Raw genomic sequence first — 16,973 nt, 5'->3', positions numbered from 1 at the left:
CAATAAAATCTTTTTTGTTATTAATTACAACCGCAGCCACCGCCACTCTTTCCGCCATTTGCTCCCGAACCGCCCTCGCGGTATAACTGGAAGCTTTGTTCAAACTTTTGCGATTTACGGGCCGAAAGCTCCATCTCCGAATCGTTTATCCGGTTTTTTTGGTAAGCTTTTACCGAACTGCAGGCCGACATGCTGCAGGCAATTATTGTAAACGACAATATTAACAGGGGCATTCTTTTCATCCGGATCAGTTTTTAATATTTATATTTTTTGAACAGTGTATTTGGTTATTATCATCAATAATTATACAGGCTATTTGTTTTAACTGGTTTATTAAATCGAGCCCTACCCTAACCCCCATTACCATTACCGGCGTTGCCATGGCATCAGCCAGTTCGGCGCTGGGGCTGACTATACTTACGCTTTTTATGCCCGTAACAGGCAAACCTGTTTTCGGGTCAATGGTGTGTGAATATTTTCTGCCTCCTATCATCACATATTTTTCGTAATTACCCGATGTGGCGATGGCCATATTGCTGATATTTAGCGTACTAAAAGGAGTAATACTTTTGTCCGGATCGGCAATGGCGATAGTCCAGGGTTTGCCGTTCGGTTGGGTGCCCCAGGTCACCAGGTCGCCTGCAGCGTTTACAATACCACTAGTAACACCCAGGTCCTGCAAAACAGCCCTCGCCTTATCCGCCGCGTAGCCTTTACCAATCCCGCCAAACCCTATTCTCATGCCCTCATCTTTTAAAAATACCGTACAGTCGCCTTCATCAAGTATTACATTATTATAATTAATGAGCCGAACCGACTCACGGGCTACTTCCGGGTCGGGCAGCGCTGTCATACTCAAATCAAAATTCCACAGGCTTTTGTCAATACCTCCGTAACTGATGTCAAATGCCCCTTGTGTCAACCCCGATATTTTCAATGAGCGCTCAACCAATTCATAAACTTCCTTATCAACCTTTACAGGCTGTATGCCTGCATTCCGGTTTACAAGGTTGGTTTGGCTATCCTCGGTAAAAGTTGTTAAGAGCTTTTCTATCCTGCTGATTTCTTCAACCGCAGCGTCAATACATTTGTGAGCCCAGTGTTCGTCATCACTCACAACACTAATCTCAAAACGGTTACCCATTAAGCGCAGCACGCGTCTATGAACCGTAACTATTCCTAACATGGTATTACCTGCCCGGGGTGGTAAAAGGGTTTATTTGTTCAACAAATTTTTCGGGCGATTCATTCGGGAAGCCGTCCCACTCTTTCAATACCTTGCCGTGTTCGTCAATTAGTAATGTATATGGAAACTTACCGTCGGGATTATATTTTTCTGCCAGCTGTTCGTTTAGTTTCGTTTGCTCCTTGCTTAACATATTTTTCTTTTGGCGCGGAAAATCTGCACGAACCAATACCAGGTGAGACGACGCAAAATCTTCGAATGCAGAAGTTTCAAGAATTTCCTTCCGCTCCCTTATGCAAGGTCCGCACCAGTCAGATCCTGAGAAATTTACCAATATCAGTTTATGTGCTTTAGAAGCTTCTGTCGTAGCCTGGTTAAAATCACCAAGCCAGGTAACCTGTGAAAACAGGCCAATTATAAATGATGCAAATAATAATTTCATATAATATTATAATAGTTTATGAGTAAATCCTTAACGAAGTTCCGGTTAGTGTAGTATTGTACACTGTTAGATTATGACTTGCGGGTGAATTTTTAACAACACCCGCCTCGGTAAATGCCGAACCATGATTGTTGCAGTAAAACTGCTTGCTATTACCCTGGTACACCAGGGGATAGTTTTCATGTGTACATGATTGCTGCACGGCTATATAAGCTCCGGCGGTGGTTTTGGCAATAATAATATTATTTTGAGCCAGGTAGCCACCATTAGCCAACAGCGCCGAATTGGCGCTTGTTGTTAAATCAAGGGTAAAATCCACTCCTGTGGGCCCATTTACCGAATTTGACGAACCGGGATTAGAGCCTTTTGAGCAGGCTAAACAATTCATAACGGTAAAAGCTGCCGCGCTTACACCAATTGCCGAAAGAAATTCTTTTCTGTCCATTTTAATTTTAAATCATTGTCCTCAATTGCCTTCAAAAATATTTTTATCTCACGTTTAAAACGCATGAGTATGGACTAACAGGCCAATCATACCGACGAACCCGGCATCTACCCTGAATTTCTGATTGTAAATTATCAGTTACAACAATAGTACCGTTCAAATCTGTAGTTGAAATGAAAATGGACTTTTTTAACATTTTTTAAGACTTTTCGATTGGCAGAGGGGAATATCTGTTGTAGCAATACAATAAATCAAAAGGCAACAAAAAAGCCTTCGGTTAGTGTTATATCGTTCAGCCCGGCGTTAGGGATTCTGAACTTGGCGTTACTGATGTGCCTGATACCGGGCCTTACATCAACATATAAGGCTTTATAAATCCGCAAATCTATCCCTGCACAAAGGTTATTTGAAAACAGAAAACCATTAGACTGCCTGTGCGGCGTGCCCGAAGCATAATGTGGCCCGGAACTTAGCATCATATAAAAACTTAGTAAATTGTTCGCCACATTTTTTCTGAACAGGAAACCGATATTTAGCCCATATTCGTAGCCGGTAAGATAATCCTTAGTATCATCATGTGGGTATATTTTGTACTTGGTAGTATTATACTGTGGCTGTGCCAGTAATTCAATCCCAAAATTCTTTTTTCGAGAAATGGCGATGGAATATTGCAGCTGGTAAAATTTAATCTGATAGTAGTAGTCGGTGTTTAGGGAAATGAAATGGCTACTGTTGCCCGCTAACTGACCAATGTACTGGAAACCGACGCCGGTTACAAAACCTATTTTGTACTTCCTGCCGCTAAATAGCGTATCCTGCCCAAATAATAAATTCGCGGTAAAAAATGTATTCAAACAGATAAATAGCAGGACCGCTTTTTTGGACAACGCAGTTTATAATTATGAGGTGGCACTAAGTTTCCAGTAAAGCTAATTAAATGACTGCATTTTATACTGCGAAATGGCAGATCTTGGCAGAATATTTCAAAAAGAAAGCGAAGTTGCAGGTACTAAAAAATCCCCAGGAATTTCTTTCTCTTTTTATGCGGCGCCTTTTTCTTATGAGTTGGATTTATAGCCTTCGTGGTATCTACGCCGGCGGTATCTTTCCTAACTGTATCTTTTGGGATAATGTGTTTCTTTTTTGGAACTATTTTATTAACTACCAGTTTTTTTGGCGCATAAAATGGGGTATCGGTTAGTTGCAAGGGTGGGACAGTTTTTGCCGAAGGTGATTTAAACAATCCAAAAGCAACAGAACACAAAATTAATACCACCAGCCCGGCCATTAATCTCTTTGAAATGGTTAAGGTCGACTTTCCACCGGCCTGTTTTTGGCGATAGTGAGTTAGTTCTTCCAGCAGCCTATCGTTTTCGGCCTGGAGTATCGCAATAGCATCAGCCGCGCCTTCCTGGCCTTCGGCCACCATATTTTCGTTAATTGCGTCGTGCAAGGCTATCCCGTCTGCGTATCTTTTTTTAGGCGATTTTTCAAGGCATTTTGCAATCAGGTGCAATAACCAGGCTGGCACCTGCATTTCACGCACGGGCCAGGCTTCGGGCATATTTTCTTCGCGCAGTTCCATCACATCAGGCACCGGAGATTCCATGTGCGACAGCATAATATGGTTCCTTGCCGTTTCGCCGTTATCCTCTAACGGAAATGGCACCCTGCCGCCAAGCAATTCGTATAACACAACCCCAAAACTGTAAATGTCAGTTTGAAATAACATTTGCCCTTCGTTTTGCTCAGGCGCCATAAACTCAATGGCCCCTGCATGCCGCATACTGCTGCGCCGCTGCTCGTCAGACATTACCGACAAACCAAAATCCAGCAGCACATAATTACCCGAATGGATGTTGTACTTTACGTTATTACTTTTTATATCACCATGCTTTACCCCTACCTTATGGCAATGCGACAGCGCACATGCCAGTTGGTCGGCCAGTTTTATTACTTCCTTTATGGTGAAAATCTTCTCGTGCGGCGGTTTCAGCAACTCTCCCAAGTCCGGGCCTTCTATAAACTCCATTTCGATAAAAGGCAACGAGCCGCTTTCGGTAATGCCTGAGTTTACTATTTTAACAACATTGGGGTTAGGAATTTCATTTACCTTTTTTAGCTTTTCTACCTCGTTTATAAAGTTCCGGTAGTTTAAGTCGTCCATACTTTCGGTGTGGATGGGCGTAGGTAGCAGCTTAACCGCACTTATAATTGGGCCAACCCGCCTGCCTTTATACACAGAGCCCTGTCCGCCGGTGCGCAGCGCGCCCATGTTCTCCAAACCTTCAGTTATGGTAAATATTTTGCTCATCGTTATGACGTGTGATAACTAAATTCAAACACCGCCGACTCGCCCAATATCACCTGGTCGCCTTCGTTTAGTTTGTGCCCAATTTGGGTTGAATGCAATTTTGTTAAAATTTCTTTGCCCGGCGTTTTTATCTTTATTTTGTTGCCCGGAGGCACCCCGCCTTCATCAGCAAACAAAATAAAACATCCGCTTTCGTTATTCCATTCAATGTGGGCGTGCTGCCGGCTGATAAATTTGTTGCTCTCGTTTTTGCTGTCGCCCGGGAACGCAATTTGGTTCAGCCTGAAAAAACCATCGCTAACCTGTGCTTTGGCCTCGCGGCCGATATTTATTTTGCCATCGGCCGATGTTATTTCGTAAGATACCTTTTCGGCTTTCCCGTTTAAAATGGTTATCCGCGCTGAACCCGAACGCTGTATATTGTGCTCTTTGGTGCGGATAAATATAGCTGCACTAAGCCCATCGGCTTTAATTGCATCCAGCGGAAACTCATCAGTAAATGCAATTTCCATCGCCCAATTAGCAGGCAGATCAAGTGCAAAATCATCGGCAATGCGTTGAATTTCTTCTTTAAATTTCTCCTGGTCGTCAAGGTAAACGGCGCCTTCATACAAATGCCTGTCAGCTGTGCTTGCATTTATAAAAATGTGTATACCCTTTATATGGCGCCCTTCACCCCCTTCCGACTTTTGTAACTGATCTTTCACAAGCCGCAGCAGCGCATCCCTTAAGCCCTTCACATCATCCGGGGCATTGCTTTCACTCTTTTTAAACAGGTTGAACATATAACAAACTATTTTTTTTATTTACTGTGACTGGCATTCGGACATAAAGTCAATACCATCTTATTTTTTTCCGACTAATCTCTAATCCCAATTAACTAATCTCTAATACACAACTATTCAACAGGCGTTTCGGTTTCACTAACCGGCTGAATATCTTTTATGTAACCAGCCTTACGTAATAGCGGGATAACCGTACGCCCGGCAAAGTGAACAGCATCCGACGACCCTTTGGTCGATTCGATACGGATACACACTACAATATTGCCCTTGCCTTTTGCCAGCGGGGCAAAAAACACGTACCAGCCGTCGTTTATGCTGTTGCCTTTCCAAATTCTTTCGGGTGTACCGGTTTTACCCGCAACTTTTAAATTTAATATCGGTTCTTTCGGCGCACTTTGCTCAATCATATACTTAGTGAGCAATGCTGCATATTTAGGGTCTTTAGCCAGTTGTATGCTGCTTTTAACGGGCTGCGCAGTATCGTTTACCTTCAATACAAACCTGTTGGCCACCAGCGATCCGCCATTAGCCACGCTCGATACCAGCCTGGCAACCGCAGCAGGGGTTGCAATCAGCTCGCCTTGCCCCCATGCCATACCTGATATACCTTTCGCGCGGGTTTTATGAATGTTGTTCGGGTCGTAACGAGGTTTGGTGTTAAACTCGGTTTTACGCCAAAAGTCACGCCATTTGTTTTCCTGGTCGGTATTTTCGGGCTTTTTATTGTAATAGTAACCGCCTACGCCATGCAAAAACATTCCCGCTTTCATATAAAGCGTAGCCATATCTTCCTGTAATTGTTTTTCATTGGCAAGCTTAATAAAATACACGTTGTTTGATTTTGCTATCGCCTGCTCCAAAGTGATAACCCCCGTTTCATCCGGCTCGATGCCTTTAGTACGGATACGCTCTTCCATGCTTACATGAAATTTCACATCGTTAGCCGCTAAACCCAGTTTATTGAACGATGCCATGGCCGTTAAAACCTTGGCGGTTGAACCCGGCTGTGTGGCATAAGTAAAGCCCAAGTCACTGGTAGTCATCCACTGCGAAAGTTTATTTTGCTCCTGCTGCGGCATGGTTAACTGATCGTAGTTGTGCACAGGCGGCAGCGGGTAAACTGCCGAAGCCAAAACATCGCCGGTTTGCGGCAGCATAATTACTACCGATACGCGGTTATCCTGCAAAGCCGTGTCGGCTGACATAGCCTGCTGTATGCCGGTTTGTAACTGTGCATCAACCGTAAGCTGCACATCGCGGTTACGCTTTTTGAAGGCTTCAACCGCCGGGCTGTTGATACCTGCGAGCAGTAACGGTGCGAGGGCACCATAGTCCCGTTTACTAACCGACATCTCTTTTACCCCCATCGGCAAAAAGCGGTCTTCTTTAAACCTGCTGGCATGCGCATTAAAGCTTACAACCGGCATTTTAAAACCACGCAATTCGGCAGCATGTTCGTATTCGGCAAAGTAGCCGTTGGTGCTGCCGTTGAAAATACCTGTGTTATCATCACCCGTCCAAAAAAACATCTGCTCTTCAAAAGGGTAATAACGGGTTAAGCGTTTGTGCATAGCAGAGTCCACATCGAAACCTCCAGCTCCTGCTGCATTCATGGCGGTCTGTTGTTTTTTTATTAGGACCGGGTTGCTGGTAGCCAATATTCTGCCTTGCCTGTCAAACAGCGTACCCGCCTGCAGTTTGTTCATTAATATCGCTATCCGCGGGTTATAGCTAAACATGCGCGCACCACTCCTGTCAGCAACCAGCGCTGGCTTTACAATCCATTTTTTACTATCAAATAAATAGCTCGATATGTTCACCACCAATAATATAATACCAATACAGGCAACTAGTAATGCAGGCACCAGGTTACGGTCCTGCTGTTTGGTGATGAAGCTCATTTGCACCGGCGTACCTTTTACAAGTGAGGCTGACAACAAAAATCCGGCGGCTAAAAAGTTGGCTACCAATGAGGAACCGCCATAGCTTTCGAAGGGAAGCGCCACGCCTGACAATGGCAGGGCGCCTGTTGAGCCACCCGCTATCAATAAAAATTGTATAAACGTACAAATGCCTATCCCTGCACATAAGTAAAACAGGAACGGTGTGCCCGTTTGCCGCCCGATAATTATCGATCGATGCAGGTACAGCAAGAACAACAGGAATATACTTACAATCCCCGTCCAGCCAAAGTTTTCGCCGATGGCGGGTAATATCATATCGGTGTGCGCCTCGGGGATGGTTTTAGCGAACGACTCACCCACACCCTGTCCGGTTATGCCTCCGCCCGACATAGCCCAAAGGCCGTTAGCTACCTGGTCGCCGCCGTAAACTTCGTTGTTCCAGGCGTCTTGCCAGATCGCCTTACGGTCCACCAATCGTTGTACCGGGCCCGGCACCAGCTTATCTAAATAAGGAATTTTATCTATCGTTAAAAACCCCGAAATAATTATCAGCGCCATTATAGCCGATTCGCTCAGCGTCCGGCGTTTGGAGAAGAAATTGAGCGCCAACATTATTACCGTGAGCAGTGTCGACAGCCAAACGTTTTTAAAAATCCAGGTTATCAGCACGTAAAACACTACCGATAGCGCCATAAACATAAAGTCGCCGCGCGAAAATGAAAACAGGATAATAAATGTAAAACAGATCACTATGGCCGGCCCCATATCGCCCAGCATCAGGAACAATAATAAAGTAAATGCGATGGCTATTACAGCAAATGAAAAGAATGACCACCGCTTGCGCCAACTGGCATATTCGCTGATAAAACGCTCGTTAATGGCAAAAAATCCCGCCAGGAAAAATATGATCAAATATTTAACGATCTCGCTGGGTTGAAAGCCGAAGAGGTTTACTTTAACACCGCTTCCTTCCGGACCAGTACCAAAACGAATGGTTAGCAATAACAAGCCCATTGCAGCAATGATCCACGGCCAGCCATTTGCTGCTTTTGGATTGTTTTTAAAGACAAGCATACGGTATAATCCGGAATCCGGCGTAAAACGGCGCAGCTTGAAAAACAACAGCAATAGCATTGCCGCAAAGCCCATTCCCAGATAAACCAAGGAATCTTTCGCAAAGAAACGATCGCGCAAGGGGTCCTGCAGGCTTAACAGCATGATAAACGAAATGCCGGTAAGGATCATTACCAGCGGCAGCACTACCTGGTCGGCATCAGGGAACTTGCCGCTCAATACCAGGTGAATAATGAAGAAGCAGGCAAAAAAACAACCGGCTATAATCCAGTACCACAAATTATATTCATCCGGCGTACGAATAATCAGCGCCTTTTCTTTCTTAAGAATATTAAAATCTTTTGATGATATCAGCCTGATGGTATGCGGTGACTGATAAAAATTAAATGCCTCGTCCCTGTCAAGGTTTTCAGTACCCTGCGACCTGCCGAACTGAAAGCCCGGCTGTAATGGCAAAACATTAAATGCTTTATTTGCAGGCAGTTTGGTAAAACTATATCCGCCCTGGGTGCCTGTGCGGGCGTAAGCTGTTAGGGTTTGCAGGTGGTTAACACCTTTTTCGTCGGCAATATAAGTGAGCTTAAACCCATTGCCTGTTTGTATCTTGGTTTTAACAACCTCGCTTTCCTCATCATTAAAAATGCTATCCTGCGGAACAATCATTTGCAGCCGCACCAATACGCCGGCTACCGGAGCATCTTTATTTAATATTTTGCCCGATATGCTATTGCCCGCTAACCCAAGATCGGTAGTTGCCGGCAAAGATGGCGGGCCAGTTCTCTCCTGGGTAAACCTCACGGAATCATCGCCGGTGTAGCCCAGCAACATGCGCGATACCTGTACCCTGTCTTTGTATGATTTGCCACCATCGGCAAAGGCCGCATCGGCATCTACATTATATTTCAGCTTGTTGATCTCGCCGATGTTGTCGAATTTACTTTCCGTTTTATTGCGTTCGGCTACCGTTTTCTCAATCAGGCTGATGTCTTTTTCGTCATCAAAATAATAACCCTTACGCAATAATGAAGCTAAGTTTTGAGCGGGTTTAGGTGCATTCAGGTTAACCATGGTGCCATCTTTTAACCGTTTATCAACATCGGCAAAGTTTTGCTGCTGAACAATAAATAGCCTGCCAAACAGTAAAGCCAGCAATATGGTAGTTAGTAACAGGAATACGCGTTCTTTTTTCCTTGCGCCCATTTTATTTTTTGATGAGAGGTAAGGAGTCTGTTTTCATAGTTATCGGGGCCGTTTTGCCGCTTATAAATTTGCCATCGGCAAAGCTTGCTTCGTTTTCCAGATTTTGCTTACAATTTACAAATTGCACATGCCGTAAAGCAAGGTTATTGTTGGCAAAGCTTATCCCCGTTTTAAAATTGTGGAACGACAGGCTATCAAGTGTAACGAGTTTGCACCTGGCAGCCAGTTTTATTGCAGCCCCATCATATCCCGAATCGCTTTGAAATACAATATTGCCCTTCGATTTAATCAGCAACGTATCACGGTTAATTTGAATAGCCTCGCTGATAATTATTGGCGTTTTGTAGGCTGTGTCCGCCAATAGCAATACGTTGCCTTTTAAATTATCTATTTCCTTTTGCAATTTTAGCTGCAACGTCCCGGGTTGTCTTTTTACCGGGACCACTGGCTGAGGCTGCACGGCAATATTATTTTGAGGCCCGCCTTTCAGGTATAAGTAGATGCTTGCCCCGGCAAAAGCCAGTACTAAAACAACCAGAAGGGCAATTAACCCATTGTTGCTTTTTCTGCGGGCAGGTTCAGGGTCGTCGCGTTTTGGTTTTTCGGCAACGTGATTGGCTAACCCGTTTGACGATGGTTCGCGTTGCTTAACTGCCGTTGCAGAGTGTTGCTGTGGTGTTTTATTGTTGTGTACAAGCACCACGGTTACGTTATCCTTACCGCCATAATGATTAGCGGCTTCAATTAATTGTTTCCCTTTATCCTTAAGGGTGGCCCCACAGGTCAATATCTGCGTTATCTCTGCAGTCCCAACCATATCGGTAAGCCCATCGCTGCATAACAACAACATATCACCCGAAAGGAAGGGCGACTGCCCAGTTTCTATGTAGTCAGTGTTTTTACCAAGATTAGGTTCAAAGCCCAGCGCCTTATTTATTTCATTGCGTTTGGGGTGGCTCATTGCATCTGCCTCCGATAGCCTGCCAGACTCCTCCAGGAAACCAACGAAAGACTGGTCGTGCGAGATTTTTACCAGCGAATTATCTCTCAGCAAATACAAACGGGTATCGCCCACATGGGCAAAGTAAAACTGGTTGTTGGCAATATCGGCAATAGCCAGCGTGGATACGCAGCTCATCATTTCATATTCTTTGTTGCGCTGCTTTTCTTCAATAATCCGTTGATTTGCAATGTCGAAACAATCAATAATCATTGATATGATTTCGCCCGAGGCTTTTTCCAGGCGTTTCAATATAGCCTCACGTGCAATCCCGGCTGCAACTTCCCCGCCGGCGTATCCGCCAACACCATCAATCACACAAGCAATAATAAACCGGTTGCCCGCGTCCTGCCGGGCAATAAAGGCGTCCTCGTTATTTTGCCGCGCCTTTCCGGTATCGGTTATGCCGAAATATTGGTCAGTCATTTGGTTTGCGTGATTTTTTTATTTCGATGAAATGCGTTATCAATAGCCCTGTACAAATTACCAATAAAACGGCCGATAAGATTTGCGACATAGTAACTACGATTTAAATAAGTTTACGCCAACAATTCCGTTTAGCAATATCTTTGAGTTTACCGGCAACTCCACCCACGACGGCGAGTTTATATCACTCCGGGGGACGTCCTGTTCGTTCAGTATAGTAAGCTCTCCGAACGATGAAAGGTAAAATTTCCCATCGCTTTTATTATACCGTATCCGTAAATGCGGCGAGTTAACCCATTCGGTAGGTATTTTAAATATGTTCGAATCTTCGCGCTCCTCATCTTCACCTGATACAATTATTTCGTCATCATTCATCAAATACTCAACTTTCTTACCTGCAAACTGCTTTTCGGGGAGTATTGTTTCAAAACGTGCGTGGTATTTTTTACCAGACTTCACCGCGCCTTTTTCGTCGTACTCCAGGTCCTCCAGGTAAGGCAGCTCGTAGTAACCTTCGCTGTAGTAGTTAAAGGCTTTCATTACGTCGTCGCTTATATCAAACGTCTGCGCTATCCCTGTTTGGCGGGGAATAAAGGTTACCCTAAGATTCTCCTCTTTTTTGTTGCTACCGGGCATCAATTTGCCTATAAATCCAATGTCCCCCCTTTCATAGTCGGGGTGCGATACCAGCCTGAACACCCATTTGGAACTCGAGGGCACAACCGTTTTACCAGCGGCGCGGTACTGACCGAGCAGTTCGTAAAACTTCTTAACGGTTTCGTTCACTATCAAACCAAACAGACCTTGTTTATTATCCAAAAATTGTTTGTAGTCTTCAACATTAAAGCTGATAATATATTCGTGATAAAAAACAACTCTGCCGGCAAAAGAGAGTTCACGAACCGAATCGTTAAATTTCGCGATAACGTAATTATAAACATCGTCGGGCGTGAGCGCGGGCTGTGTTTTTGCTTTGGCATTGTCGGGGCTGGTTAAAAACCAGTCCTGTATACCCATGCGCTGCCAGATAGAAGGTTTTTGCTCCATTTATTTTTAGGCAATTATTGATTAGCTGTTGAATCTGTTTTGATACTATCTGGTTTTTGCCTGCTAAGCGCGCTGTTTATCGCACTCTTGGCAGCCGAATCGGTTTGCAAGCGTTTGGCCCTAATCGCTTCGTTGCGCGCCTTATCGGCCTGGCGCACGCTGTCAACTATGTGAGCGGTATCCACCGCTACAACATTAATGGGCTTTACTGGTTTCGAAACCGGCTTGAATAACGAATAAGCCGAATATGCCATGAAACCGGCCATTAAGATCATTAACCCGGCAAATACCGACGACGATATCCTAATGATACCGGGCTGGTTTATCAAATTTGATTTATCGACCATTATCGGCGCAGGTGGTACAACCGTTGCGGTAGCAACTTCTTTTATCACTTCCACCCTCACTTCGCGCACGCTGCTGTCCGCAACAACTTCATGCAATTCAAGGCCATTGGCATACCTGGCCTCGGGCGTTTTTTCAAGGCAGGTCGCTATCATCTCCAGCAACCAATCGGGTACCTGCATTTCGCGTTGCGGCCATCCTTTGGGCAGGTTTTCTTTACGCAGCTCCAATAAATCGGGCACCGGCGACTCCATGTGCGAAAGCATTACATGGTTGCGCGATGTTTCGCCATTGTCTTTTAATGGGAATGGCACCTGCCCGGCAAGCAATTCATAAAGAATTACACCATAGCTGTAAATATCCGTTTGGAACAGCATTTTGCCCTCGTTTTGCTCCGGCGCCATAAACTCGATGGCCCCGGCGTGGCGCATACTGCTCCGACGCTGCTCGTCCGACATTACCGACAGGCCGAAATCTAGCAGCACATAATTCCCGGTCTGGTTATTAAACTTTACATTATTGCTTTTTATATCGCCGTGCTTCACGCCTACCTTATGGCAATGCGATAGCGCGCAGGCAAGCTGGTCAGCAAGTTTTATAACTTCTTTTATGGTGAAAATCTTTTCGTGAGGAGGTTTAAGCAGTTCTTCCAGGTCTGGGCCCTCAATAAACTCCATTTCGATGAAAGGAAACGAACCACTTTCGGTAATACCTGAATTTAATATCTTAACCACATTTGGGTTAGGTATTTCGTTTACTTTTTTCAGCTTTTCAACCTCGTTTAAAAAGTTGCGGTAATTTTTGTCTTCTTTGCTTTCGCTGTGTATGGGGGTTGGCAGCAGCTTTACAGCGGTGATTATGGGGCCTATCCGCCTGCCTTTGTATACAGAACCCTGGCCGCCGGTGCGCAGCGCACCCATATTTTCAAGCCCCTGTGTTATAGTAAATACTTTGCTCATTCTTTATTATTGATATCTTTTTTGCGGCCCAAATCTGAACTTATAAACGCAAACAAATCTATTATGTTTAAATCCTTTTTAATAAGGAATTATAAACGAAAAAAGATAGCAAAAATTTCGGGATCGGGACGGTGTTTTTTCGCAGTGAGTTATAACAAATCCTCAAGCCGCATAACGGCTTCCGCATTTGTTAACTGAATTGAAGGGCTGGTACCGTCCAAAGCATATAAAGTACAGCTAAAAGTGACTTTTATTTTCAATCCATCATTCCGGCCAAGCTCAGGTGCCAACACATCTGCAGAAACTATATTAGCGCTGCCGGTTTGAACGCCATCGCTTGAATATTGGCTTCCCGCAGCATCAGTATATTGTATAGATATTGTTTTAGTACCCACTGTAAAGCTATTGTCAGTGTCGAACGTCCAGGCGCCAGTTGTAACAAATGCTTTCAGAAAGGCTGGTTTGTCCGCATCAAAGTTATATTGCATGGTGCGGAACTCCACCCCTATGTTTGGATTTTGACCTTGCGTGGCATCAATGATTGCCGTTAAGCTACCTGTATTTACCCCCTTATCGCTCGACCTATTTGATGCAGAACCGGAACTCCAGCCTTTTGATTCTTCAGCGTCCACAATCCAGTCTAAAGTTTTGCCACCAAGCGTACCTTTAAAATAATACACAGCTACTGTTGTACCGCCATCAGTGCCGCCCGTACCACTACCTATGTGCGTACCGTGTTCGGCATTATAAGCACTATAATCTACAGCGTCCTTTTTACATGCCGAAAAAAGGAATATTACCAATATTAAGAGGGAGGCAGGCTTAAGATTCTTCATTGAGACTAAGTTAATAATTTTAGCTTAAATAACAATAATAAACGAAATGTAATGGAAACAGTAACATTTGCTGCCCGTTGTTGACAACCAGGTTTTAAAGTATCGCAGGCCCAAAGGGATAAAACCGCACATCCACCGTACGAAAACGATACATCATTACGCATAAAAAACTCAGCAAATAATTGATTATTAAATATTTACGAATATGGCATGAAAATTTAGCCCGGTAACCTATCAAACTATCATGTCATGATAAAAAACTACTTCAAAACCGCCTGGCGTAATCTTGTTAAAAACAAGGTGCACTCGTTTATCAATATCGTGGGCCTGTCTGTTGGTATGGCTGTAGCCATGCTGATAGGGCTTTGGATTTGGGACGAACTTTCGTTTGATAAGTTCACCAAAAACCACGACAATATTGCCCAGGTAATACAAAATGTTACCAATAACGGCGAAGTACAAACCTAGCGTTCGGTACCTTATCCACTGGCTGCCGAGCTACGTAAAACCTACGGAAGCAATTTTAAACATATTGTAATGATGGCCAACATGGGCGGCCACATTGTAGCGCTCGACAATAAAAAGCTGAGCCGGGGCGGTGGTTTTATGGAAAATGAAGGCCCGGAGATGTTCACGCTCGATATGATTAAGGGCACACGTAATGCGCTTAAAGACCCTACGTCTATTATTATATCGGCATCAACAGCCAAAGCATTTTTTGGTGATGGCGACCCCATGGAAAAAACCCTGAAGATTGACAACCAGGTTATTGCCAAGGTAGCAGGAGTATACGCCGATTTCCCCCGAAACTCGACCTTTGCCGATTTAACATTTATAGGTTCGTGGGAAATGTTTTACAATGCCAACGACATTAAATCGATGCGCGAACCATGGCGTCCGAATTTCACAACGTTGTATGTCCAAATGGCTGATAATGCTGATATGGCAGCAGTTTCGTTAAAAATAAGGGATGCAAAACTTAATAAAGTAAGCCAGGTGCTCGCTAAAAAGAAGCCTGCATTGTTTTTACAACCCATGAAAAGGTGGCATCTATACGATGAATTTAAAGACGGTAAAAACACCGGCGGCCGCATTCAATACGTATGGATGTTTGGCATTATCGGCGTGTTTGTATTGCTGCTTGCCTGCATCAATTTCATGAACCTGAGCACCGCCAGGTCCGAGAAACGGGCTAAGGAAGTTGGCATCCGCAAAGCAATCGGATCATTGCGCGGACAACTCATATACCAGTTTTTCAGCGAGTCGCTGCTTTGCGTAACGGTTGCTTTTTTGGTGGCCTTAATTCTGGTTCAATTCAGCCTGCCGTTTTTCAATGAAGTGGCCGATAAACAAATGAACATCCTATGGACTTCCCCATTATTTTGGGCCTTGGGCATCGGGTTCAGCTTATTTACGGGACTAATTGCAGGCAGCTACCCTGCGTTTTATCTTTCGTCTTTTGAGCCGGTAAAGGTATTGAAAGGCACGTTCAGGGTGGGTAGGTTTGCCGCACTTCCTCGTAAAATATTGGTAGTGGTACAATTTACGGCCTCAATCATCCTCATTATCGGTACTGTGGTGGTTTTCAAACAAATACAATTTGCCAAAAACCGCCCTGTCGGTTATAGCCGCGATGGGTTATTGTCAATCGGCATTGGCACCAATGATATCCATAAAAACTACGAAGCAGTAAAGGACGAGGTTTTCAAAACAGGCGCGATAATATCAATGGCCGAGGGCGACGTTGCCCCTACCTCATCTGCAGGCAGCACCAGCGCTATCGAGTGGCGAGATAAAGACCCTAACCTTAGCGTTGATTTTCAGCAGGCCGGGGTATCAGCCGAATATGGCAAAACAGCGGGCTGGCATTTCAAACAAGGCCGCGATTTCTCGAAGGAATTTTTAACCGATTCATCTGCTGTTGTGATTAACGAGGCGGCCGTAAAATTCATGGGGTTAAAAAATCCGTTAAGCGAAAACCTGACCTATTACGGTAACAAGTTTAAAGTTATTGGTGTAATTAAGGATATTATTGTCGATTCGCCTTACGGACAGGTAAAACCATCTGTTTATTTCTTTAACAAAGGCGCCGCTAGCACCGTCTTGCTCCGGATAAATCCACGGGTAAGTGCAAGCGCAGCTATTGAAAAAATAGGACCGATATTTAAACGATTTAATCCTGAACAACCGTTTGAGTATAGCTTTGTCGACCAGGTATATGCGCAGAAGTTTGGCAACGAACAACGCATCGGCAAACTGGCAGCATTCTTTGCCAGCCTGGCCATTCTTATCAGCTGCCTTGGCCTATTCGGCATGGCATCGTTTATGGCCGAGCAGCGGGTTAAAGAAATCGGCGTGCGCAAGGTTCTTGGTGCTTCGGTATTTACCTTATGGCGTTTGCTATCGACAGATTTTATCATCCTGATAACAATTGCCATCGCTATTGCCACACCGTTTGCCTGGTATTTAATGGCCGGCTGGCTACAGAATTTTGATTACCGCTCGTCAATTTCGGGCTGGATATTTGTGTTCACCGGGCTCGCTGCAATAGCAATAACGTTACTTACCGTAAGTTTTCAGTCGATAAAGGCAGCGTTGGCAAACCCCATAAAAAGTTTAAAAACCGAATAAGAAAAGTGCAGGAAAAAACGACAGGTTTATCGTTTTTTCCTGCTTAATTAAGTTCATAAGCATTTGCTGTAACATTTTTAAATTGCCCGCGTCATATATTCATAAAACCGACCATCATGAAAGCAAGCATATTTATCACGGTTACCGCGACGATAGTAGTACACTCGCTTTTAGACAACGGGCAGTCCGCTAAATACGACCTTTTTGCCCGCGCCGACCAGCAAAAAGTATATTCAAAAAAGAAACCCGCCAAAAATAAAATAGCCCACATAGCTATTGTCAAAAAATCAACGAAAGCTTAAGATGGTCATTAGTGACTAGTCACTAGTGGCGAACTGCAATACATTTCCGTTATTGCAAAAAAAGTCAATCGTATAAG

At 44.4% G+C, this 16,973-nt stretch carries 15 protein-coding genes; 3 read left to right on the top strand and 12 right to left on the bottom strand.

The features are described from left to right. Positions 1–20 precede the first annotated feature (20 nt). The 12 genes from Q0R52_RS01790 to Q0R52_RS01735 form a co-directional block, all read right to left on the bottom strand. Positions 21–242, bottom strand: a complete 222-nt coding sequence (locus Q0R52_RS01790) for a DUF4266 domain-containing protein (protein ID WP_295791509.1) — start codon at positions 240–242, stop codon at positions 21–23. A gap of 5 nt (positions 243–247) precedes the next feature. Then, positions 248–1,186, bottom strand: a complete 939-nt coding sequence (locus Q0R52_RS01785) for an FAD:protein FMN transferase (protein ID WP_295791505.1) — start codon at positions 1,184–1,186, stop codon at positions 248–250. A gap of 4 nt (positions 1,187–1,190) precedes the next feature. Further along, positions 1,191–1,628, bottom strand: a complete 438-nt coding sequence (locus tag Q0R52_RS01780; RefSeq protein WP_295791503.1) for a thioredoxin family protein — start codon at positions 1,626–1,628, stop codon at positions 1,191–1,193. Between the two features lie 16 nt (positions 1,629–1,644). Next, entirely contained in the window at positions 1,645–2,073 is a 429-nt protein-coding gene (locus Q0R52_RS01775; protein ID WP_295791501.1) for a Rieske 2Fe-2S domain-containing protein, read from the bottom strand. Between the two features lie 251 nt (positions 2,074–2,324). Then, positions 2,325–2,927 carry an acyloxyacyl hydrolase gene (locus Q0R52_RS01770; RefSeq protein ID WP_295791499.1) on the bottom strand — a complete coding sequence of 201 codons (603 nt, stop codon included), beginning with the start codon at positions 2,925–2,927 and terminating at the stop codon, positions 2,325–2,327. A gap of 155 nt (positions 2,928–3,082) precedes the next feature. Further along, entirely contained in the window at positions 3,083–4,387 is a 1,305-nt protein-coding gene (locus Q0R52_RS01765) for a serine/threonine-protein kinase (protein ID WP_295791498.1), read from the bottom strand. A 2-nt stretch (positions 4,388–4,389) separates the two neighbouring features. Further along, a complete protein-coding gene (locus Q0R52_RS01760) occupies positions 4,390–5,172 on the bottom strand; it encodes an FHA domain-containing protein (protein ID WP_295791496.1) in 783 nt (260 codons plus the stop codon). 113 nt (positions 5,173–5,285) lie between these two features. Beyond that, positions 5,286–9,350 carry an FtsW/RodA/SpoVE family cell cycle protein gene (locus Q0R52_RS01755; protein WP_295791494.1) on the bottom strand — a complete coding sequence of 1,355 codons (4,065 nt, stop codon included), beginning with the start codon at positions 9,348–9,350 and terminating at the stop codon, positions 5,286–5,288. A 1-nt stretch (position 9,351) separates the two neighbouring features. Beyond that, complete coding sequence (locus Q0R52_RS01750; RefSeq protein WP_295791493.1) at positions 9,352–10,776, bottom strand: protein phosphatase 2C domain-containing protein; 1,425 nt, start codon at positions 10,774–10,776, stop codon at positions 9,352–9,354. A gap of 96 nt (positions 10,777–10,872) precedes the next feature. Then, entirely contained in the window at positions 10,873–11,823 is a 951-nt protein-coding gene (locus Q0R52_RS01745) for a hypothetical protein (protein WP_295791492.1), read from the bottom strand. 14 nt (positions 11,824–11,837) lie between these two features. Further along, the gene (locus Q0R52_RS01740; protein WP_295791490.1) at positions 11,838–13,127 is read right to left on the bottom strand and encodes a serine/threonine-protein kinase; all 1,290 of its coding nucleotides are present in this window, start codon (positions 13,125–13,127) and stop codon (positions 11,838–11,840) included. Positions 13,128–13,276: 149 nt separating this feature from the next. Beyond that, the gene (locus tag Q0R52_RS01735; protein ID WP_295791488.1) at positions 13,277–13,963 is read right to left on the bottom strand and encodes a hypothetical protein; all 687 of its coding nucleotides are present in this window, start codon (positions 13,961–13,963) and stop codon (positions 13,277–13,279) included. Positions 13,964–14,212: 249 nt separating this feature from the next. On the opposite strand from Q0R52_RS01735, the gene Q0R52_RS01730 reads away from it, so the two are divergent. The 3 genes from Q0R52_RS01730 (at position 14,213) to Q0R52_RS01720 (ending at position 16,896) form a co-directional block, all read left to right on the top strand. Further along, positions 14,213–14,431: an ABC transporter permease gene (locus Q0R52_RS01730; RefSeq protein WP_295791486.1), complete on the top strand. Its 219-nt coding sequence runs from the start codon at positions 14,213–14,215 to the stop codon at positions 14,429–14,431. Between the two features lie 18 nt (positions 14,432–14,449). After that, the gene (locus Q0R52_RS01725; RefSeq protein ID WP_366520845.1) at positions 14,450–16,594 is read left to right on the top strand and encodes an FtsX-like permease family protein; all 2,145 of its coding nucleotides are present in this window, start codon (positions 14,450–14,452) and stop codon (positions 16,592–16,594) included. A gap of 116 nt (positions 16,595–16,710) precedes the next feature. Continuing rightward, positions 16,711–16,896, top strand: coding sequence for a hypothetical protein (locus Q0R52_RS01720; protein ID WP_295791482.1), 186 nt, complete (start codon positions 16,711–16,713; stop codon positions 16,894–16,896). Positions 16,897–16,973 lie beyond the last annotated feature (77 nt).

The organism is Mucilaginibacter sp. (assembly GCF_025359345.1).
Taxonomy (GTDB): domain Bacteria; phylum Bacteroidota; class Bacteroidia; order Sphingobacteriales; family Sphingobacteriaceae; genus Mucilaginibacter.
Note: the sequence above shows the minus strand (reverse complement) of the source record. Positions and strands in the feature narration are given on the sequence as shown.